This is a genomic window from Thermoactinomyces sp. CICC 10521 (genome assembly GCF_016055135.1).
In the GTDB taxonomy this organism is placed as follows: Bacteria; Bacillota; Bacilli; order Thermoactinomycetales; family Thermoactinomycetaceae; genus Thermoactinomyces_A; species Thermoactinomyces_A daqus.
The window spans coordinates 145,827-167,456 of record NZ_JAECVZ010000002.1; the positions used below are offsets into that span (position 1 = coordinate 145,827).

At 49.2% G+C, this 21,630-nt stretch carries 18 protein-coding genes and 1 riboswitch; of the genes, 7 read left to right on the forward strand and 11 right to left on the reverse strand.

Annotated features, from left to right (window positions below; genetic code table 11):
- The first annotated feature begins 190 nt into the window (after positions 1 to 190).
- Positions 191 to 634 (forward strand): MarR family winged helix-turn-helix transcriptional regulator, encoded by a 444-nt coding sequence (locus I8U17_RS02695; protein WP_052154205.1) that lies wholly within the window; start codon positions 191 to 193, stop codon positions 632 to 634.
- 82 nt (positions 635 to 716) lie between these two features.
- On the opposite strand, the gene I8U17_RS02700 is transcribed toward I8U17_RS02695, so the two are convergent.
- The 4 genes from I8U17_RS02700 to I8U17_RS02715 all read right to left on the reverse strand — a co-directional run bounded on the left by I8U17_RS02700 (position 717) and on the right by I8U17_RS02715 (position 3,845).
- A complete protein-coding gene (locus I8U17_RS02700) occupies positions 717 to 2,417 on the reverse strand; it encodes a pyruvate oxidase (RefSeq protein WP_198058996.1) in 1,701 nt (566 codons plus the stop codon).
- A gap of 113 nt (positions 2,418 to 2,530) precedes the next feature.
- Positions 2,531 to 2,989 carry a hypothetical protein gene (locus I8U17_RS02705; protein WP_198055424.1) on the reverse strand — a complete coding sequence of 153 codons (459 nt, stop codon included), beginning with the start codon at positions 2,987 to 2,989 and terminating at the stop codon, positions 2,531 to 2,533.
- 147 nt (positions 2,990 to 3,136) lie between these two features.
- On the reverse strand, positions 3,137 to 3,436 hold the full coding sequence (locus I8U17_RS02710) for a hypothetical protein (protein ID WP_033101084.1): 300 nt from the start codon (positions 3,434 to 3,436) through the stop codon (positions 3,137 to 3,139).
- 1 nt (position 3,437) lies between these two features.
- Positions 3,438 to 3,845 carry a hypothetical protein gene (locus I8U17_RS02715; RefSeq protein WP_033101085.1) on the reverse strand — a complete coding sequence of 136 codons (408 nt, stop codon included), beginning with the start codon at positions 3,843 to 3,845 and terminating at the stop codon, positions 3,438 to 3,440.
- Between the two features lie 198 nt (positions 3,846 to 4,043).
- On the opposite strand from I8U17_RS02715, the gene kynA reads away from it, so the two are divergent.
- From kynA to kynB, 3 genes are read left to right on the forward strand one after another with little or no spacing between them, the layout of a single operon-like run.
- Positions 4,044 to 4,877: a tryptophan 2,3-dioxygenase gene (kynA, locus tag I8U17_RS02720; RefSeq protein WP_033101188.1), complete on the forward strand. Its 834-nt coding sequence runs from the start codon at positions 4,044 to 4,046 to the stop codon at positions 4,875 to 4,877.
- Between the two features lie 14 nt (positions 4,878 to 4,891).
- Complete coding sequence (gene kynU, locus I8U17_RS02725; RefSeq protein ID WP_198058997.1) at positions 4,892 to 6,175, forward strand: kynureninase; 1,284 nt, start codon at positions 4,892 to 4,894, stop codon at positions 6,173 to 6,175.
- The gene (kynB, locus tag I8U17_RS02730; RefSeq protein ID WP_033101087.1) at positions 6,176 to 6,799 is read left to right on the forward strand and encodes an arylformamidase; all 624 of its coding nucleotides are present in this window, start codon (positions 6,176 to 6,178) and stop codon (positions 6,797 to 6,799) included. It abuts the gene before it with no gap.
- A gap of 230 nt (positions 6,800 to 7,029) precedes the next feature.
- On the opposite strand, the gene mgtE is transcribed toward kynB, so the two are convergent.
- Positions 7,030 to 8,373: a magnesium transporter gene (mgtE, locus tag I8U17_RS02735; RefSeq protein ID WP_033101088.1), complete on the reverse strand. Its 1,344-nt coding sequence runs from the start codon at positions 8,371 to 8,373 to the stop codon at positions 7,030 to 7,032.
- Between the two features lie 95 nt (positions 8,374 to 8,468).
- A riboswitch (M-box (ykoK) riboswitch) is annotated at positions 8,469 to 8,637 on the reverse strand.
- A gap of 360 nt (positions 8,638 to 8,997) precedes the next feature.
- Between mgtE and I8U17_RS02740 the strand changes: the two genes are divergently transcribed.
- A complete protein-coding gene (locus I8U17_RS02740) occupies positions 8,998 to 10,416 on the forward strand; it encodes a SpoVR family protein (RefSeq protein WP_198055421.1) in 1,419 nt (472 codons plus the stop codon).
- A 52-nt stretch (positions 10,417 to 10,468) separates the two neighbouring features.
- Here the strand turns inward: I8U17_RS02740 and I8U17_RS02745 are convergent, their stop codons facing one another.
- Positions 10,469 to 14,377, reverse strand: a complete 3,909-nt coding sequence (locus I8U17_RS02745) for a WIAG-tail domain (protein ID WP_198058998.1) — start codon at positions 14,375 to 14,377, stop codon at positions 10,469 to 10,471.
- 221 nt (positions 14,378 to 14,598) lie between these two features.
- On the opposite strand from I8U17_RS02745, the gene I8U17_RS02750 reads away from it, so the two are divergent.
- Positions 14,599 to 15,312, forward strand: a complete 714-nt coding sequence (locus I8U17_RS02750) for a C40 family peptidase (protein ID WP_198055419.1) — start codon at positions 14,599 to 14,601, stop codon at positions 15,310 to 15,312.
- 30 nt (positions 15,313 to 15,342) lie between these two features.
- Here I8U17_RS02750 and I8U17_RS02755 read toward each other — a convergent pair whose 3' ends face one another.
- Genes I8U17_RS02755 through I8U17_RS02775 form a run of 5 tightly spaced genes read right to left on the reverse strand, consistent with a single transcriptional unit; the run spans position 15,343 to position 21,069 of the window.
- Positions 15,343 to 15,855 (reverse strand): GNAT family N-acetyltransferase, encoded by a 513-nt coding sequence (locus I8U17_RS02755; protein WP_052154208.1) that lies wholly within the window; start codon positions 15,853 to 15,855, stop codon positions 15,343 to 15,345.
- A complete protein-coding gene (locus tag I8U17_RS18720; protein WP_198055418.1) occupies positions 15,855 to 17,186 on the reverse strand; it encodes a YheC/YheD family endospore coat-associated protein in 1,332 nt (443 codons plus the stop codon). Before I8U17_RS18720 ends, I8U17_RS02755 begins: the two co-directional genes overlap by 1 nt.
- 16 nt (positions 17,187 to 17,202) lie before the next feature.
- Complete coding sequence (locus I8U17_RS02765; protein WP_198058999.1) at positions 17,203 to 18,585, reverse strand: YheC/YheD family endospore coat-associated protein; 1,383 nt, start codon at positions 18,583 to 18,585, stop codon at positions 17,203 to 17,205.
- 10 nt (positions 18,586 to 18,595) lie between these two features.
- Positions 18,596 to 19,702: a YheC/YheD family endospore coat-associated protein gene (locus I8U17_RS02770; RefSeq protein ID WP_081943856.1), complete on the reverse strand. Its 1,107-nt coding sequence runs from the start codon at positions 19,700 to 19,702 to the stop codon at positions 18,596 to 18,598.
- Positions 19,699 to 21,069: a YheC/YheD family endospore coat-associated protein gene (locus I8U17_RS02775; RefSeq protein WP_181735390.1), complete on the reverse strand. Its 1,371-nt coding sequence runs from the start codon at positions 21,067 to 21,069 to the stop codon at positions 19,699 to 19,701. Before I8U17_RS02775 ends, I8U17_RS02770 begins: the two co-directional genes overlap by 4 nt.
- A 198-nt stretch (positions 21,070 to 21,267) precedes the next feature.
- Here I8U17_RS02775 and I8U17_RS02780 point away from each other — a divergent pair, with 198 nt between their 5' ends.
- Positions 21,268 to 21,618 (forward strand): YlbF family regulator, encoded by a 351-nt coding sequence (locus I8U17_RS02780; RefSeq protein WP_198055416.1) that lies wholly within the window; start codon positions 21,268 to 21,270, stop codon positions 21,616 to 21,618.
- Positions 21,619 to 21,630: the final 12 nt, after the last annotated feature.

Below are 21,630 nucleotides of genomic sequence, written 5' to 3' on the forward strand. Positions count from 1 at the left end.
AAACTGGTGTCATTATCTTTTTATATGGATGCAAGATCACGGACAGAAACCGATCACCTCGTTTCGGGAACTACCTGGGAACGGGAAGTACTTAGAGCGGGAGGGGATTGGTGTCCCCGCCGTTCCGGCTTGTGATACTTTTTACAGGCGAATAATTCGTATAGCTAATAAAGTGGAAAGGAGCAAGCAGATGGAAGAAAAGGAGTTGTTGGAACTTACGGAGCCCTTCCTGGCGAGTATTGGAACGATTATCAAAATGAGCAAGCAACAGTTGGAGAAACGGCTCAGGGAACAGGGAGAAGAGATCACGGCTCACCAATATGCCATTTTGGTTCGTTTGAGCAAGGGGAACTTGACAGTAAAGGAATTAGGGGAAAGTTTTTCGATTGAACCGCCAACCCTGATTCCGATTATCGACCTGTTGGAACGAAGAAATTTGGTGGTGCGGATTCCGGATTTGAAAGACCGGCGCCGCAAGTTGCTTCAGGTGACAGAGCGCGGAAATGAGCTCATCAGCAGAATGCGTTCAGATATCAAGAACGATGCGGTGGCGCAAGCATTTTTGCGAATGGGGAAAGAGAAAAGTGTAACACTTGTCGGATTATTGCAACTACTGGCCAAAGAACTTCAATGATGAGCGGCAGGACGGGAAAGGTTGCAGGATATTGAGCTTGAGACTGTCATCTTTTGCAACAGTCTCAAGCAGATTCTGTTTTTTAAAGAGGAGGAAGTTCCAGTTTTCCTTGTTCAAACAGGGCTTTAATCATGTGTCGGGCATAACCGGACATTTGGGCATAAGTGATATGAGAGGGCATCGGTGCTTCGTCCGGATCGACAACGACATCGATGATACAGGGTTTGTTCAGTTCTTTCGCCTGCATAAAGGCAGGGAGCAGATCTTCGCTCTTCTCCACCCGGAATCCGACACCGCCGCAAGCTTCCGCGTATCGCGCAAAGTTCGGATTGTGGAGATCGGTTCCGTATTCCAGGTTTCCTTTTACTTCCTGCTCAAACTTGATCATTGCGATTTTATGGTTGTTTAACACAACGACGATGATGGGCAGGTCGTATTTTACAGCAGTGACAAAATCGTTCATGGTCATCCCGAAGCCGCCGTCGCCGCAGATGGCAAACACTTGGCGCTCGGGATGGGCAATTTTGGCGGCGATGGCCCCCGGCAGTCCGCATCCGAGCGTTGCCAGCCAGCTGGAGATGATGAACTTTTGCCTGGTCATGCGAAAATGGCGGGCCACCCAGACGGTGACGTTCCCGACATCGACGGACAGAATTGCATCATCGTGGGCGATCTTCTGCAATGCTTTGATCACCGTTTGCGGTTTCATCGGAGATGCTTCCTGCTCTTCCTGTTTTTTTAGCCGTTCCCACCATTCCTTCATCATCTTTTGATGCTCTTCGAGATAAGAGCGATCTTCATGACGCTTGATTTTTTCCGTCAGCCAGGAGAGAGTTTTTCCTGCTTCGCCGGCAAGTCCGAGATCAACCGGATACCGTTTGCCGATCTGTGCCGGATCGATATCGATTTGAATCGTATTGGCATCTTCCGGCAAAAAACCGGTAAAAGGAAAAGAAGTGCCGACCATGATCAGTGTATCTGCGGTCTGCATGGCATGATAAGCGGGAGATGTGCCGATCAGCCCCAATCCCCCCAGACACAGAGGATGTTCATCGGGAATGGTTCCTTTTGCCGGAAGGGACAGAACGATCGGGGAGGCGAGTTTGTCGGCAAAGGAGATCAAGGCATCACTGGCATGTTGTGCGCCTTTTCCCGCCAATATTACCGGCCGCTTGGCCTGATCCAGAATTTCCCTCGCCTTTTCCAATTCGGACAACGGAGGGCTGATTTCAGAAACGGAATAAGAGGTACTGGTGACCAGCGCCTTTTTTTCCAATTCAAAAGTGGGAATATCATCGGGAATGGTCAGCACGGACACGCCTTTTTTCACATATGCGGTGCGGATCGCCTGATTGACGACGGCTGGAAGCTGTTCCGCTGACATGATTCGCTGATTGTAGACGGCGACATCATCAAAGAGGCGGTCAAGATTCACTTCCTGAAAATAGTCTGTTCCGAGCAGATCCGATTCTACCTGGCCGGTAATGGCCAGGACGGGAACGCGATCCAATTTGGCGTCATACAATCCGTTGAGCAAATGGATGGCTCCCGGACCGGCGATCGACAGGCAAACACCGAGCTTTCCCGTCAATTTGGCGTAAGCTGCCGCAGCAAGGGCACCCGCTTCTTCATGGCGAACCTGAATGAATTTTATCTTGTCACGCGCTTTTCTGAGCGGCTCGATGACCGAGTTGATCGAATCTCCGGGCATCCCGTAAATGTGATCCACTCCCCATTCGATGAGCAGATCGACGAGTGCTTCTCCGGCTGTTTTCCGAAACATGTTTTTTCCTCCTGTAGGTGAATGTTTCCAGATTTAGTTTGCACAGAACGATTCCGATCATTCGGTCAAGATCAAAAGAGCCGGCGGGAAAAACTTCCCACCGGCTCTTTTGTTTAATGATAGCGATACCAAGCGACCCAGCCTTTTTTTGTTTTGGCCACAAAGATTTGCCCTTGAGAGAGGCTTGCGCTCGGAAGAAACTCGGGAAAGAAAAGATCGACCAGCCAGGATTGGTTCGCGACCTCTTCTCCGCATTGCTGTTTGGCTATGTCAGAATAGGGAGACGAATCAGGATCGGCGAGGGAGATGATCCGTTTGGCTTCCCATACCTTGTAATGGGGGTCTTTGCCATAGGTTTTGCGGATCAATTTCGGCAGAGCCGCCTGAATTTCATCTGCCGCATCCGGCCCGGGTTTGACCAGATCAGCAATATTCGGACAACCGTCCGACTTCTTTGCCGCTTTTTGGGGAACGGGATCAGCCGAGGGTGAAACAAAACCGGTGGCAGCCACAAATGATAAGGTTAACAAGATGCATAAACACCATTTCGCAACGTAAGGCACCCGCTTCATAAGCTCACTCCCTGGATGATTGGTTCATTATGTGGATATTGGCACAAGTCATAAATAATATTCCACCATCTGCTCTTTTCCTAACCCAAAAGGAAAAACAAAGTTCGAAAAGCCCCTGATGCGAAGAGGATGCGGGCCCGGTGCTGCCTAATACCAGGAATTACGGCTTTTTCCTTCCCTTTTCGCCTGGTTTTCCAGTTCCAGCCGCTCCCGTTCTTCCGCTTTGGCCTCATCCAGTTTCTGTTCAGCCCGGATTAATTCGCTTATGTATGTGCGCATCTTTCGTTCCCAGCGCAATTGTTCCTGCCGGTGGTAGCGCTCGATCTCGCTTTCTCCCTGACGGTGGGCCCGCTGCATCTCATCCTGGTGATAATAAATTTGCCATTCGCATTCCTTCAAGTCCCTTTTGATCGCATCGATTTCTTGAATAAAACGGCTGACAGACATATCAAACCTCTTTTACAATGGGATAGTAATAGGGGTTTTCCTTTCTCTTGGCAATAAACATGCCCCCATATGTATGTTCATGAATTTCGTCAAAGGCGAAACTACAAAGCACTTCAAAGTTGGTCACGTGATCTTTTGTCCAGAGATCGAGTTCAAGTATTTGTCCGTGTTGCCACAGGCAGAACAGTTCCCATTTGGTATAAAGATAAATCCGGCTGAACATGTCCGGTTTCTTTTTGCTGATGATGAACATGCCGTTGTCGGTTATTTCCCCGATTGAACTCCAGTCGAATTCAACCAAAATTTCGAATTCTCCGGCGTGATCTTCGGTCCACGCAGGGATGGCATGCCCGGTTTCGTTCCAGCTTTTCCAGTAATCCCATGTGGTGTACAGCAGCAGTTTGTTCATATGTCTCCGTCCCAACTTTCGGAATAAATGAGTGTCCATCCCTATTTTAATGGATATGATTCCCATTATTCAATTTATTTTTTCAAGGGGTAATGTTTTTTATTATAATAGGTTTCGGGAGCGCTTTCATACGAAATATCAGGAAAGCATTCACTTGATTTGCAAAAAAATTCGAGAAAAAGCGGACGGAGGGAGAAAATGCCCGAACAACACCCTGATGCCGAACAGATTCATCTTGATTTTCGTGAACATATGACTTACGGCGATTACCTCCAGCTTCAGTCTTTATTGTCCAGCCAAAAATTGTTATCCGGCCACCACGATGAAATGTTGTTTGTCATTATCCATCAGGTGAGCGAGTTATGGATGAAGCTGATCCTGCATGAATTGAAAGCGGCGATTGTGAATATTCAGCGGGGGGATTTATCTTCCGCTTTTAAAATGCTGGCGCGCGTGTCCAAGATTCAGTCACAGATTATTCAATCCTGGGATGTTTTGTCTACACTGACTCCTGCCGAGTATATGGAATTTCGCCATCATTTGGGGCGGGCGTCCGGGTTTCAATCTTACCAGTATCGCCTGATTGAATTTTCTTTGGGCCGTAAGGATCAGCGCATTTTGCAAATTTATCAAAATTCCCCCGAGCTGTTGGACACACTTACCCGTGCCCTTTATTCCCCGAGTTTGTACGATGTGTCTATTCAGGCGCTGGCCAGAGAGGGATTGGACATTCCGTCCCGTGTGCTTGAACGTGATTTCAGCCAGCCTTACCAGCCGAGCCCTGATGTTGAGGCTGCCTGGCTGGAAGTGTACCGCCATGTGGATCGCTATTGGGATCTCTACGAACTGGCGGAAAAGCTGGTTGATCTCGAAGACTGGTTGCAGCAGTGGCGGTTCCGGCACATGAAGACGGTGGAACGGATTATCGGCCATAAACCGGGTACGGGCGGGTCATCCGGGGTTCCTTATTTGAAAAAAGTGTTGGATCACCGGTTTTTTCCCGAACTATGGGATGTCAGAACCAAATTATAGTGAGGAGGAGCCGTATGGAACCGTCATTTTCCCAGACGAGGGAGTATGCGGAGGAACGGGATCAGCGTGATGAGCTTCGCTCCTACCGGAGGGAATTTTATATCCCTGAGGGCGTGTTGTATATGGATGGGAATTCACTCGGGCTTTTGTCGAAACGGGCGGAACGGGCGGTTATGCACATGGTTGAAGCCTGGAAGCAGTTTGGTATCGATGGCTGGACAGAAGGTGACAAGCCTTGGTTTTATTTGGCCGAGCAATTGGGAGGACAAATGGCGCCGCTGGTCGGGGCAAAGCCGCACGAGGTGGTGGCGGCCGGTTCGACCACGACCAATCTGCACCAATTGCTGGCCACTTTTTACCGTCCGTGCGGAAACAGGACAAAAATCGTCGCGAATGAACTTGATTTTCCCACCGATATTTATGCTATAAAAAGTATAATCAGGTTAAAAGGATTGGATCCTGAACAGAATCTGATCCGTATCAAAAGCGAGGACGGGCGGTATTTGCGCGAAGAGGAGATCATCTCCGCCATGACGGAGGAAGTGGCGTTGGTTTTGCTCCCGACCGTTTTATATCGCAGCGGGCAATTGCTGAATGTGAAGCAATTGACAGAAGCGGCCCGTGAAAAGGGGATTTTGATCGGATTTGACGCTTGCCATTCAATTGGCACCGTTTTGCATCAATTTCATGCGTGGCAGGTTGATTTTGCCGTTTGGTGCACCTATAAATATCTGAACAGCGGCCCGGGAGGGGTGGCCGGACTTTATGTGCATGAGAAGCATCATTCACACTCTCCCGGTTTGGCCGGTTGGTTTGGTTCGCGAAAGGACCGGCAGTTCGACATGGATCACACATTTGAACCTGCCGGGAGTGCAGGTGCGTACCAAACGGGGACACCGCATATTCTGAGCATGGCACCGCTGTCTGGTTCGCTGGAAATGTTTGCTGAAGCGGGAATGGAGCGGATCCGGAAAAAATCGCTCGCTTTGACGGAGTACTTGATGCAGCTGATTCGGGTGAGACTCGACGGCATGGGCTTTACCATCGGCAACCCCGTCGAGGAGGAGCGCCGCGGCGGTCATGTCGCTCTGGAACATGTGGAAGCGGTGCGCATCGCCAAGGCGTTGAAGGCGGAAAAAGTGATTCCTGATTTCCGATCCCCCAATGTGATTCGCCTTGCTCCCGTTGCCTTATATACTTCATTTGCCGATGTATGGGATGTGGTTGACCGCTTGAAGCGGATTATGGAGGAGCGAACATACGAACGATTCCAACAGGAGAGGGGAGTAGTCGCATAGATGAAATGGATTGATATATCGCGGACGTTGCGGGGTGGCATGCCGGTTTGGCCGGGGGATACCCCTTTTTCTTTCAATCTGGAATGGACCAAGGAACAGAGCGGTTCTGTCAATGTGGGCAAAGTGGTGTTCAGCACCCATGCGGGAACCCATGTTGATGCCCCGTATCATTTTTCCGAAGCAGGCAAAAAGGTGCATGAATTGGAACCCGATATCTTTGTGGGAAAGGCCAGAGTGCTTCATTTGCCGGGGTATGAGAGCATTGGTGCGGAAGAATTGGCGGCCCATGATCTGACGGGAGTTGAACGGTTGCTGATTCGGACGGATTCCTGGGAAGATCCGGACCGTTTTCCCGATTCCTTTTGCTGCCTGCGCCCTGATGCGGCTCCGTTGCTCGCTGAAAAAGGGGTGAAACTGCTCGGCATCGATGTTCCTTCCGTTGATCCCATTGACAGCAAGGAGCTTCCGGCCCACCACGCTCTCTGTCTCTCGGGCATTCATATTTTGGAAAGCGTCGATCTCAGTCGTGCGGATGCCGGGGATTATGAGCTGATCGCCCTGCCGCTTAAGCTCGAGGGGGCAGACGGCAGTCCTGTGCGCGCAATTTTGAAAAAAACGGCGTAATGCACTGTTGGAACCGGAATTGCCGGATGCGGAGTTTAAATGGTGAAAGGAGATCGTGTTTCAGATCGAAGATGAGGCATTCTGAAGAAGGAGACGGATCGGGGGAAATAATTAAGAAGGCAGATACTCCTTGAACATGCTCCGTTGTTCCAGCGGGAGATGTCAAGCCGTACCTGCCTTCATCTTCTGCTCAGTACTCAAGGATTCATCAACCTCGATTCCTTAGAAGTTTAGAGATGCAAAACCGCTTTTGCTATGCTCATATAGATAATCAAACCGGTTCCGTCGACCAATGTGCTGATGAGCGGTCCCGATACAACGGCCGGATCGATTTTGAGGCGGTGCAGCACAAGCGGCAATGCTGCGGAAACCAAGGAAGACCACAAAACGATAAACAGGGCTGCCAGAGAGACCACCATGCTGATGGCAACGGACACATCCATCAGTTCGGCCCTGAAGAAGCCGATGATTCCCAAGGAAATGCCTAACAGCAATCCGGTGACCAGTTCTTTGCGGATCACGCGAAACAAGTCGCGAAACTTTACTTCTTCCGTTCCCAGTGCGCGGATCAGGGTGGAGATGATTTGTGACCCTGTATTTCCGCCGGTACCGATCAGCAAGGGAATAAAGAAGGAAAGGGAAACCACTTTATCCAGTGTGCTTTGGTACGATTCCAGGACGGTCGAAGTATAGGCCCCGCCGACAAAGAGAATAAACAGCCAGACGATCCGTTTGCGGTACAGGCTCCAGACGGATGTTTTAAAGTAAGGTTCGCTGAGCGGCTGGCTTCCTCCTAGTTTTTGGATATCTTCTGTCGCTTCCTCTTGAATTACCTCGACGACATCGTCATAGGTGATGATCCCGATCAGGCGGTTTTGCCGGTCAACGACGGGAAGTGCGTAGAAACCATAGCGGGAAAGGATGGCTGCAACCTCTTCCTGCTCCATATCCGCCGGAACGGAAATGACATCCTTTTTGGCGATATCCGCCAGCTTGGTCTGCGGATGGGCGAGGATCATTTCTTTAAGCGAAACGATTCCCACCAGTTCGCCGCGCATTCCCGTTACATAGATATAGGAGATGATCTCGGCTTCTCCTCCCACCTTGCGAATGTGGCGGAGCGTTTGTTCTCCGGTCCAATGTGCCCGGGCGGACACGTAGTCGACGGTCATCAGGCTCCCTGCTGTATATTCCGGATAGCGCATCAGAGCATTGATTTTTTCCCGGTAGTCCTCCGGCAGCATTTTGAGCATCTTTTCCGCCTGCAATGGATGGACGGCAAGCAGCATGTCTACGATCATGTCACTCGACATCTGCTTCAGCAGCATGGAAGCCAGATTGCCGTCCAGGTGGTTGAGCGTTTCATACTGCAACTCCGGTTCCAGATATTCCAACGCCTCGGCAGCTAGAGTTAATGGAAGGGCGGCAATCCATTTGAGCCTTTTCTTTTCATCCATTTCCCTGAGCATTTCTGACAGATCATAGGGTTGCAGCTGGTGCAACAATTCTGCCGGCGGATCTGCATTTGCCAGCACGGATTGAGGCTCATGCTGTTTCAGCAAAGCGTTATCCATGTGAATCCCTCCTTTTTGCGAATATAAAAAATAACCCTTACTCTTGGCGGAGAGGGTTTCAACACAAATTGAGCCCGCACTTTCCAGGCCCGATCGCTTATCCCCCTCATTGAGCTTTGGCACTGAACGGCATAGGTTTGCGCGAAACCAGCTACATTAGAAAAGACCTTCATTCCGATCTTTCCTGCTGACCCATTGGTGTCTCTCGACATTTTTGGGCAGTAGCGTATCTCCGAACAGGAACCTCACCTAATAGAGATAAGAGCTTTCCATATGCTGTTGAATCGAAGTTAGTATAACGTCTGATACCGGAGATTGTCAATTTATTTTATGTAAATATCGGCCTCAATGCGCATGTGAAGTTTGATAAATGGACAAATATTCTTTATAATTAAACTAAGCGTTTCTATACCCGATTTTAGGTTTCATCCTGTGTAAGATGCTGTTCCAAAACCTTTCCCTTTTGAATGAAATAGTTTTAAGGATTCGTTGTTGACACTCATTATCAAAGGCTGTTTCCTTAGGGTGTAGATCTTTCTCGTTACCGCACCAACAGATCCGATTTCCGATGATAGTTTCACGGGCTCGGGGAAAGGTCATTTCAAGGGAAGGAAGGGATGCCGAGTGAAAGAGGATCTGAAAAAGCTGGAGCGGGCGATTGAAGAAATTACGGAGATCGCAAAAGGATTTGGCCTCGATTTCTTCCCCATGCGTTATGAAATCTGTCCTGCCGATATTATCTATACATTTGGAGCATATGGAATGCCGACGCGCTTCTCCCACTGGAGCTTTGGCAAAACTTTTTACAAGATGAAATTGCAGTATGACCTGAATCTGAGCAAAATCTATGAGCTGGTGATCAACTCCGATCCCTGTTACGCTTTTTTGTTGAAGGGGAACAGTTTGACGCAAAACAAGCTGATTGTGGCTCATGTTCTTGCTCACTGCGATTTCTTCAAAAATAATATCCGCTTTTCCAATACCTCCCGTGACATGGTTGAAACGATGGCTGCCAGTGCCGAGCGCATTCGCCAGTATGAGATTGAGTATGGGAAAGAAGTGGTGGAGGAATTTCTGGATCACGTACTGGCCATTCAGGAGCATATCAATCCCAGCCTGATCGATGCCAGGTTGCACCGGAAAGGAAAACGAAAATCAACGCCTGATACCCCGAAGCCAAACCGCACCTCCCCTTACGATGATCTGTGGAAGTTGGACCATATCGCCGAACCTCCTGCCAAGCCGAAGCCCCGCAAAAAGCGTTTCCCCGAGGAACCGGAAAAAGATCTGCTGCTCTTTATCATGGAAAACAGCAAAATCCTTGAGGATTGGCACCAGGACATTCTGACGATTTTGCGTCAAGAAATGCTCTATTTTTGGCCGCAATTGGAAACGAAGATCATGAATGAAGGCTGGGCCTCCTACTGGCATATTCGCATCATGCGGGAACTGGATCTGGATGAGGAAGAAGCAATTGAGTTCGCCAAGTTGAATGCTTCCGTCCTTTCGCCATCGAAAACCTCAATTAATCCCTATCATTTGGGACTCAAGTTGTTTGAGGACATTGAAAGGCGCTGGGACAATCCGACGGAACAGGAACAGAAGCAATTGGGACGCAAACCGGGACAAGGGCGTCAAAAGATTTTTGAAGTGCGTGAACTGGAGTCCGATCAATCGTTCTTGCGCAATTACCTGACCAAGGATTTGGTGGAAGACCTGGATCTCTATGTTTTCAGCCGTCAGGGGAATGAATGGAAGGTCACGGATAAGGATTGGGAAAATGTACGGGATCAATTGGTGGCAAGCCGGATTAACGGAGGATATCCCGTGATTCTGGTGCAGGATGGGGATTATCTGCAAAATGGCGAATTATATCTGATTCACCGGTATGAAGGAATTGAGCTGGACATTAAATATCTGGAAAAAACACTGCCCCATGTTTATGCTCTCTGGGGGCGGCCGGTTCATCTGGAAACGGTGATTGACGAACGCCGGGTCATATTTTGCTATAACGGGAAAAAGTGCACCAGGCGGTTCGTTTAAGCGGAGCACACAAAAAACTGCTGATCGTGTTTTTGATCAGCAGTTTTTTTGTTTAGTCCCACGGGTTTTCATCATGGGTTGAGGCGGGAGAATCCGTTTTTCGGCAAGAAGCGATCTGCAGTGTGTCTTCTGTTTTTGTTTCAACCTGTTCAATCGGGATCTCAGCGGGAGAGCCGGAAAAGGATTGTACCGGATTGGCGATCCAAAAGACCGTGCCTCTAATTTGTTCTTGTGTTTCCTTGATTTGGTGCACGCGAAGCACAAAGCTGTCTTCCTGCAAATCGGAGAGAGTCGCAAAGCAATAGGGCTGGTTTGTCATGGCCACCACAATGTAGGGCGAGGGAATATGACCGTTAAGATGGATGTGTACGGTTTGTTCCGGTTTCCCGGCCGCAATCTCAAACGGAGCAGATCCGGAAATGGCGGCAGCAGGCCCGGGCAAAGCAAAACTCAGTTTTTCCGGACCGATTGCCCCGTCGGCAATCTTCTCAGCCGTAACAGCTCCGTCAGCGATGGCATCCGATTGAACGGCTTGCTTGGCGATATGATGCGATTCCACTGCCTGGGAGCGGATTTTTTGGGCGGTTATCGCTTCATCCTCCAGATGTTTCGTTTTGATTTGTTCATAATCGATATGGCGGGAGGTGACGCATTGGGAAGTCAGGTGTCCGGCACGGATCGCTTCTTCTTGTAAATGTTCCGGTGAAATCGCTTGTTTTGCGATGTGGTGTCCTTCGATCTGGCGTTGGCCGATGTGGGCGGATTGAATTGATTGTTCGCTAAAGTGCAGGGTTCCAATTGAAAGGGGAGCAATTTTTTCCGCAGTTATGGCTTCGTTTTGAATATGGGCAGAGGTAACCGAATGTGCGCCGAGATGGCGGCTGTGCACTTGTTCATCTCCGATGTGGGAAGCGTTGATTGCCTGCTCTGTTAAATGATTTGCCCGGATGCTGTTTGGAGCAATTTTGTCTGCATTGATTGCATGGTTTTGCAGATGAACGTTGGTAATAGTTTCAGGTTTAAGATGCTGCCCGTCGATTTGACCTGGGGCGATATGCTCCTCGCCGATGAGATTTTCCCTGAGGTGTCTGGCTTCGACTGCTCCCGATGCAAGTAATTCCGAAGTGATTGAATCTTTTTCCAGATGGTGGCTTTGTACTTGCCGCTCTGCGATGTGCGTGGAAAGAATGGCTTTTTCTGTGATGTGTTTTGGTTGTACCGCTTTGTTTGCCAGTTGGCCGGAGCCGATTGCCTGGGGTTTAATGTGATGGCTCTGCACCTGTTCGTCCCCGATGTGGGAAGCGTTGATTACCTGCTCCGTTAAGTGATTTGCTTGGATGCTGTTTGGAGCAATTTTGTCTGAATTGATCGAATGGTTTTGCAGGTGAACATTGGTGATGATTTCAGGTTTTAGATGCTGCCCGTCGATTTGACCCGGGGCAATATGCTCCTTGCTGATGATATTTTCCACGAGATGTCTCGTTTCGACTGCTCCGGATGCGAGTAATTCCGAGGTGATCGAATCTTTTTCCAGATGGTGGCTTTGAATTTGCCGCTCCGCGATGTGAGTGGAAAGAATGGCTTTTTCTGTGATGTGTTTGGGTTGTACCGCTTCGTTTGCCAGTTGATCGGAGCCGATTACCCGGGGTTCAAGGTGATGGCTTTGCACCTGTCCGTCTCCGATGTGATGGGAGAGGATCGTTTTTTCATCCAAATGTTTTGCCTGTATTGAATGGCTGGCGATTTTATCTCCGGTGATCGCCTGTTCCTGAATATGATCCTGATGGATGATGTTTTTCGCCAAATGATGTGCATGGATTTGTTCTTCTCCGATATGTTTTGACCTGACCGCGTTTTCTGCAAGATGCACTGACTGGACTGACTCCGGTGACAGTGTTTCCGACGTCACTGATTCCGCTTCCAAATGGTGTGTTTTAATTTGCTGGATGTCGATATGCTCTCCCCGGATTATCTGTTTTCCGAGGTGCCGGCTTTGGATCGCCTCTGCTTCCAAGTGTTTGGATTGAATTGCTCCGGGGGACAAATGTCTTTTTTGTATTTGTTCGGATGCAAGATGAGAGGAGCGGATGGCTTGTTCCTGTACATGCTCTGCTTTAATGGCGGCAGGGGCGATTTTATCCCCGGTGACCGCCTGATCCTGAATGACGGCGGAGGTAATGGTTTGCCGTTTCAGATGTTCTTCCTCAATTTGTTCCGGAGCGAGATGCATGGATAAGATCGCTTGTTCTTTGATATGCCCTGATCCCACCGATCTTTCTTCCAGTTGCTCGGAATTGACTGCTTTGGGTGCGAGATGGTTTGTTAAAATTTGCCCGTTTTGAATATGACGGCTCTGGATGGCGTTTTCAGCCAAGTGCCCGCCTTCCACCGATTGCGGAGCTATTTTTGACGAGGTGACGCAGTGGTCGGCGAGATGATTTTCCGTAATTTCATACGGTGAAATGTGGGATGCGGTGATGGTGTCGGCGGCGATGTGTTTGCCCAGTATCGCTTCCCGTGCCAGCTTGTTTGAAGTGATTGCTTCGTCGCAGAGATGTTCGGTTTTTACCTGCTCCGCGCCAATATGCTTATGCAAAATCGCCCGCTCTTCGATGTGTTCGCTTTGAATGCTTTTCGGGGCGAGCTTGCCTGAGTTTACGGCTCGATCTGCTATTTTATTGGTGCTGATCGCCTGATCGATAATTTTATCCGAGGAGATCGACTCGGGTGAGAGCTTCGAGGTCGTGATGGAATGATCCAACAGTTTTGTGCCGGGAATCGAATTGTTGGCAATATGTTGCTCCCCGATGCTCGCCTCTTTGATGTGCGTTTTGTTGACACTGTTTTCTTGCAAATGCTGTTCTGAAATGCTGCGAGGAGCCAGGTGATTCGATTTGATCGCCTGATCCTGAATCCGATGGGCGTCGATGCTTGCCGGGGCGATTTTATCCCTGGTGATGGAATCATCAGCCAAATGCTTCCCTTGAATCACACTTGGCCCGATATGATGAGACCCGATGATTTGATCGCGCAAATGGTCTGACATAATGACAGAATTGGCCAATTTATTGCTGGTGATCGCTTTGTTTTGCAGATGGTGGGATTGGATGGTTTCATCGGCAATGTGGTGGGAACGGATGGCCGCTTTGGCTACTTTGTCGGAGGTGATTGCTTCGCCGGCGATCTTGTCGGAGCTGATGCTGCCGTTTTGTATCTTGGCTTCCGTGATCGCCCCATCGGCGATTTTGGGATTGTTGATAATTTGATTCATCAAGTGATTCGTACTGATCGCACCGCTTTTGATCTTTTCTCCGCTGACCGACTGGTCGGCCAGATGTTCGCTCTGAATGTGGCCGAGTCCGATGTGCTTGCCCAGAATCGCCCGGTCTTTGATTTTGCTTTCACCAATACTCTGGTCTTCCAGTTTTGTGCCGGGAATTGAATTGTCTTTGATGTGTCTCGCAGTGATGGCTTCTTTTCTGATTTTTTCTTCCCCGATGATATCATCGTCGAGATGGGATGACTTGATGTTTTTTTCCGCGATTTTGGGAGCGGTAACGGCTCCTGCGGCAATCTTGGCCTCGATGATTGCATCTTGTTCGATATGGTCCGCGCTGATGGAACCTTTTTTGATTTTACTTCCATCGACAGCCTGATTGGCGATTTTTTCTCTCGTTACGGAATAATTGGTCAGATCATCCGTGTAAATAAAGGATTCGGATCCGGTCACATTGCGCGTCTCTTTGATCGATGGGGACGGCGGTTCATTATATTCGGGCTTCTTCAAACTCTCTTCCGGTTCATTTGATTCTGCCGGTTGCTGCGTTGGCCGGGCTGACGCCTTTTTTTTCCTGAGTTCTTCCTGTTCGAGCCGGATCAGCTCTTCCAGAATGATTTCATCGCGCAGGTGAGGGGATGTTGTCCCTGTTTTCCTGGATGAGGATGATCTTCGCTTTTTCAATTTCCAGGCCCCTTTCTTATGCAAATTCCTCTTCTAGGTATATTCACCGGGCGGGGAGATGGAAACATGTCAATAGAAAAAAATGGGACATTTTTCGCGACAAACGCCGTTATCGGATTTTCCTGACAATGGAAGTTTTTACATAATCATCTCGTGTTGATCTATGTTACCATAGGACATGCCGTTAACAAATAAAAATTTTATTTGCAGAGGGGGATTTGATGCGAAATAATAAAGGCATAAAGAAAACAGTTTGGACAGTTGCTGCATCTTTAATGGTTACCGGATTGATTCCGACGGGGATTTCCCATGCTGCCACGTTGAATGCAACATCGGAAAATTCCAGTTTTCTCAGCTCTGTTTTCAGCAAAGTCGGTTTAGAGTGGGTATTCGATAATAGCCGAGCAATTTCCAATTCTTCGGAAGTTAAAGATAAAACGTTTACACCTGTATCCAATAACGAATCTGCACAAACTCCTGTGCAGGCGCCAGTGCAAAACAAGCCGGTACAAGGAACAGAGAAAGAACAATCAAATGGCCATCGTCTGCAAGTGGCGGACAACATTATTAAATTGGGTAAACAATATTTGGGCACCCCTTACAGATTAGGGTCTCCTTCCGGAGTAACCTCCACGTTTGATTGTTCTTCCTTTGTTCAATACGTTTACGGGAAAAACGGAATTCATTTGCCGCGTACTTCCCGTGAACAGGCACACGTGGGAAAAACCATCCCGCGTTCCCAAATTCAAAAAGGGGACTTGCTGTTCTTTTCCACAAGCCACTCCCACGGCAAAATTGGACACGTGGCCATTTATGTGGGAGACAATAAAATCCTGCATACTTGGGGTCCGGGCGGCGTTCGCTTTGACAGTCTGAGCACACCGTGGCTGGATAAAGGATATATTACAGCCAAACGCGTCATCCCGGATAAGTAAGCTTGAAATGAATGGAAAAAGAAGCGGACATTACGATCCGCTTCTTTTTTCTTCTGCTCTGGGGGAGATTTTGGCGATATATTCCATCCGAATGACGTCTTCCGTCGAATAGTCCCCGCCGGCAAGCCAGAGCGTCGGTTTTCCCGTCGGCCCTTTGATCAGTTTAAAAGCGATTAATCCGCAGGAAAAACACAGCTTGAGACTGGGGATATTATCACAGGCGACCCGCGTGTAAATTTTGGGGAGTTTGGCCAGCGCGCTTTTGAGCAGAACTTCCCCGACACCGCGTTTGCGATACTGCGGATGCACTGCGATGAAGGATTCCTGAAGTCCGTAATGACCGAACACGATCACGCCGATCAATTTCTTTTTGTCCAGCGCAGCCGCCACATATGTGCCTTCCGGGATGTTTTGCTTGGATAAACGTTGAAACCAGCGCAAAGCGCGATGGGTAATTCGCCCATCTCCGTACCGTTTCATAAACCGGATGACGGGAACCTTGGCCGTTTCGATATCCTGTGGTTCAAACTGGCGGATAATCATCATCTTCCTCCTTTCACTGCCTGTGAAAACTCACTCAGATACAGGGAATATTGGATGATTCGGCGCAGGGAGCGGATGCGGATATCCGGTTCATCAAATTTCATCGGTTTGGAATTCGCTTCGAAAAACCACATTCTCCCATTCGGCTCGATCCCGAGGTCGATCGACATCTCTCCGAGCGGGCCGGCCTGTTTCGTCTCGATGAAAGAAGCCAACTCCAAACCGATATTTTCGATCTTTTCCCTCATTTCTTTTTTCCTGTCGCCAAATGCGGCCTGGAATACCTGATCAAGTGATTCGATTTTCCCGCCCATCGGAACATGGGTGGAGATCGCCGTTGCACCGGCCACGCGAATGCCGGCGCCGCTTAATCCCCAGTTTCCCTGACCGTCTTTTTGCAGCAGCATGCGCACGTCAAAAGGCCTGCCATGATACTGTGCCAGGGGAATTCCCTGCTGCAGGATATAGTTGCCGGGTTTTTTCAACTGTTGCACATGATTCCAAAGTGCAGGCAGCGATGCGATTGAAAAACGTTTTTTCGCCGACACCGACTGATAGTGGAGTTCAAAGCCGTCCGGCTTTTTATTGACGCGCATCATTTTGATTCCCGCTTTGCCGTTGGCCGGTTTTAAATAAATGGAAGGATAGCGTTCGAGCATCTGTTTCAGACCGGCCGGATTTTCCAGCATGGCTGTTTCCGGCAGGAACTGGCGCAGCCGCGGAGAGGCGGAGAGCAACCGGTAGAGTGACCATTTGTCAAAAAAACCGGGGTTGAAAAAATGGATGCCGGGTGTGTTCATCAATTGTTTTACAACTTGCTGCACTTCCGGTTTCTGCTCCTCGGTCCGCGTGGGAATGCGGTTGTAAACGACATTGGGCATCGGAAGTTCGGCCGGAATCCAGCGCAGGTTGCGGCTGCGATGATCCAACAGAAATCCTCTGACGGTATGGGGATTCTGTTGGTTGTGCCTGAACCCGGCGGGGGTCATGACATAAACGCTGACGCCCATTGTGCGTCCGGTTCGGATAATGTCGGCAAAGTTATTCTGATTTCCGTAAAAGGGCTGTTTTCCGTCAGCAGCCAGAATGGCGACAAACGGGCCCACTTGGTAGCGATGATCGGATGTTTTCTTCACTCTTGCCGGGGTGAAGACGGGAAGGTGCTGCTTGGAAGACCAATTTCTGATGATGAGTTGCCCGGGTGTCTTTGCTCCGACAATGGCGGGAAGCGGACTTTTTAACTCCGAAGTTTGGTGACCTTTCAGCGGAATGAAAAAATATTGTCCGCGATTATGTTGGATGGATAACCAACCTGCTTCTGGCACCTTCACTTATGCCCCCTCCTTCTCAGATAAAATTGGCTAACTTTAGACAGTAATCCGTTATATACTTGGCAGATTGGCGCCCTGCTTCCCTGAGAGACGGATGGAGAAAGATATGGCGGCCGGGTTTGGCGTTGATTTCAAAAAGCCATACTCTTCCGCTGCGGTCGACTCCGATATCCATCCCCAATTCGCCGAGCGGACCATTGATCTGATCTTCAAGAACCTTGGCGATCAAAATCGCCGATTCTTTAATCGACATTTCGATATAGCTTGCATTTTCGTGAAAAACTTTCTTTAACAGTTCATCGGTGGGGATGATCGAACCGCCTGTTCGTACATGGGTGGTTACACAGCCAAAGCCCGCCGCTTTGGAACCGATCGCCACCACCTTCCATTCTCCGGACCCGTCTTTATGCATGTGCACGCGAAAATCAACGGGACGGTCGTTATGTTTGATCAGGCGAATGCCTTGCTGTACGAGGTATCGTTTAAACCGTTCAGACTCGTTGCTGCCAAAGTAGTGGCGAATCAGTTTTTCCAATGAGTTGAAGCGGTGGAGCACATTTTTGGTTCCCTGATGAAAGCGGCAAAAGTAACCTTCCCGCGGATGATAGGTGATGCGAAAAATTCCGAGCCCCAAACTTCCTCCGCTCGGCTTTAAATAAATCATCTGATGTTTTTCCAGCATCTTTTTAATGGTTTGAATCGAAGGGGAGAGATAGGTTTCCGGAATATACTGGGAACTCTCCGGATGGGTGCTCAAACATTGATGAATGAACCATTTATTGAAGAAGCCCTGGTTGAAAATCTTGCTCTGATTGGTTTCCCTCAGGCGGGAGAGACAGGATTGGACATGGGAAAGAGACTCTGCTTTCCTGTTGGGAACACGCTCATAGACAACATCGGGAAAAGGCGAAAGCAGGCGAATCCAGCGCATGCCCCCGCTTTTATTCTGAATGCAATACCATCCGGAAACGGTCCGGTTTTGCCAGTCGACCATATCGGGGGTAAACACATAGATGAAAGGTTTTTCCTTTGCACCCGCTCGAATGAAACTGAGGAAAAGTTGTGATCGTCCGCCAAATGGCTGGGCGGCGTTCCCGGTGAATCCGGTTGTCAGGATGCCGATCACCGGGCCGATTTTCAGGGTTCTGTTGTAAAAAAGGGCCCGGGTTTGTCCGGGGTAAGGGAGAGTGAGTTGTTTGGCAAGAGCGGGCGAGAAAATAATTTGCTGCCCACTCATTTTCCCTCTTGCCACACGGGTAATAACCGTTTTATTGCCTACTTCCACCTTAATGGACTGCCCATTGACACAACCCCATTGCTCCATCAGAGCCTGGCTGATCACGATCGCTTTTGCAGGTGTTTTGGAATGGATTCGGGTTTGGCATATGATTGATTTCATAGTGACCCTCCTAGGTGTTCTTAAGTAAAGAATGGGCATAACGAATAGGGAGTTGGACAGCGCGACGGCGAATGTTGATTTCGCCGGTTCTGAGGAAAACAGCGCGGCCGGGTTTTGAATTCACCTCCAAGATCCAAATGCGCCCGCTTGGTTCGATTCCGACATCGATTCCCAGCTCGACAAGCGGCCCGTGTTGTTGTTCGATAAAACGGGGGACGATCGAGCTCAAAAATTGAATGGTTTCTTGAATTTTAAAAATGGTTTCTTGTGCATAATGTTTTTGGAGGAAGGGTCTGAATGCGACAGCTTGCCCTCCTCCGTGAAGATTGGAGGTGATGGAATTCGGTTTGCCCGTCCGAACTGCCATTCCCGTTGTTTCCCAGTTCCGTTCCTCGTTCTTTTGCACTAAGATCCGGACATCAAACGGTCTTTGATCCGGTGTCATCAGCGGCAGAAGCGGTTGGATGATATACCGGGTGCGGCCGATGAAGTTTTGGATCCAGGTTTCCAGTTCCTGCACGGTTTTCAACTGGCGGTAAAACAATTTATTGGCCTGTGTGCGTCCCTGAATCAAATAGCCCGGGGGATGCTTCGTGATCGCCACGACTCCCCGCCCGTGACTGCCGCCGTTCGGTTTGATCAGGGCGCTTGGCTGATTTTGCAGAAAAGCGAGCACATCATGGCTTGATCGGTAAAAAATCGTGTGCGGGAGATACGGAGCGATTTCCTTATGCTGTTTCAATATTTCATATGTCTGCCATTTGCCGCCGAGCGCCCTCCCCAATAAGCGGATATGCGGGTCATTTGCCAGCTTCAGAACATAGGGTTTATATCTTAAATAATGTTCGGTCGTATGGTAGTAACATCGGTCATAGATCAGGGATGGGAGCGGTTTGACCGCCATTTTCCATCTGCCGTTTTCCACAATCCAGCAGGGAACGGTCCGCGTTTTCCAATGAACCAGCTGGGGATTGAAGACGCAAACCTCAATTCCCAGAGACTCACCTTCCACTGCCAGTTGCGAAAAAAAAGGAGCTTCTGAAAAGGGCGGCATCTTTTCCGTTTTTCCATAACATACGATGATTCCTAACACCTTTTTGCTTATGTCCATTTTCATGTCGGACCCCTCCCGCGTATTTTTCGTACCGGTTTCGGAGAAAAAGGAGGGGAATGGGGTCCGCCCGCGGTTTCCGTCAAAAAGTGCACATACTCGATCAGGCGCAAAACAGAAGGTCGGGTATTGGCCGTAGGATTGACCATGGTGTCATCGGTTTTGGAAGGTTTGGAATTGATCTCGATCAGCCAAATTTTTCCTTTTGTGTCGAGGGCCAGGTCAATTCCCAGTTCGGCGAAGTGTCCTTCCGCCAGGTACTCAAATGTTTTGGCGATTTCCAGTGCTGTCGCTTTAATCTCCCTGTCTGTCGGTTTGCCGGGAATATGGTTCAGCTCTTTCAGCACATCCGCTGCTTTGCGCACGGTACCTCCGCGTGCGAGATTGGAGACAATATGCTGGCTGTTGGCGATTCTCGCGACGGAAGAAGTGACCCGCCAGTCTCCGGTTCTGTTTTTTTGCACCAAAACGCGAAAATCCATTTGCCGCTGATCATATTTCACCAGGGACAGCCCTTGCTGCACGAGATAGGGTTGACGTCCGATCCTTTGGGCCATCAGTTTGCACATCTCGGCTAAAGTTTTGGTCGTGCGCGTCAATGTACCGCCGGGCGTGGAGGATTGGCAAATCCACTTGCCGCCGGATCTGCTCACCTTGATGATCCCGCTGCCCAAGCTGCCGTTATTTGGCTTGAGATAAACAGTCGGATAGCGCTGAAGCAGTTCTTTAAATCTGGAAACGCGAAATGGATAGGTTTCCGGAAGCATCTCCCGGGTGCGTTCATCTTTGATCAGGATTTGATATACTTGGTATTTGTTAAGGAATTTTTCGTTGAAGACCGGAATATGAAAATGCGTTTTCAGCTGGTACAGTTTATTTTGAATCTGATCCTGCTGCTCCAGCTTGCGGGAGGTAATCCGGTTGTAGATCACGTCGGGAAGAGGAAGCCTGGTGAAGATCCATCGTCCTTTCTCGCGAACCCAAGCGCCGGTTTCCCAAGATTTGAGATCTAGCTGTTCCGGGGAAAAGATGGCGACGCGGACGCCTTGCGATTGCCCCGCGGCGCAGCATTCTTCCAAAAAGCGAGTCATCAGTCCGAATAATTGATCCTGTTTGCCCTGTGGTTCGGCATTGATTAAAATTCCAAATAAAGGGCCAAACCGCAAGCGGAAAGAGCGGGAGTCAAACCGTGCTTGAATCAGTGGTTGGTTGATCATTTTCAATTGTGAGGCCAGCCGGGAACTCATCCGTACCAAATTGTTCGTTTTGTTGGTAAAGGCAATCGCTCCTTTGGCTGTTGCGGAACCAAACGTCACCCAAAAAGGGTTGGTTTCTATTTTCAGCTTTTTTGCCAGCATTCGGCTCATAACCATATTGATATTCCTTGGAAATTGGCTTTCGGGAACAATTTGAATTTGTACTTTTTGGCCCCCCATGACTATCCCCTTCCGCCTGAAATGACTAATTCATCGTATGTAGGCATGTTTGGCAGGGTGAAAAAAACAGGCTTGGCATTCACGGATGAATCTGGGATAAGAAAATGGTAGGATGAGAGAAAGGGGGGAATGCACATGGTTAATCCGTACGACCACGCCCATCAGTTGGCGCGGAGCATCCGGGCTTCACAGCAGTATCTGGAAGTGAAGGAAGCAAAGCGGAAATTGGAGGAGAATCCCAAGTTTCGCGAGATGCTGGACAAATTTACGGAGAAACGCCTTCAGATGCAAACCCTTTATCTTCAGGGGAAACAACCGTCTCCGGAGCAGTCGGAAGAAATGGAAAAGTTGTCGACTGCCATCCAGGGAGTGCCCGCCATTACTGCCTATCTCCAGGCGGAGGAAAGACTGATGATCTTGCTTCAGGATTTGCAGCGCATTATCATGGAGCCTGTAGAAGATATTTTTGGCAAAGAAATGAAATAAGGAGAGTAAGAA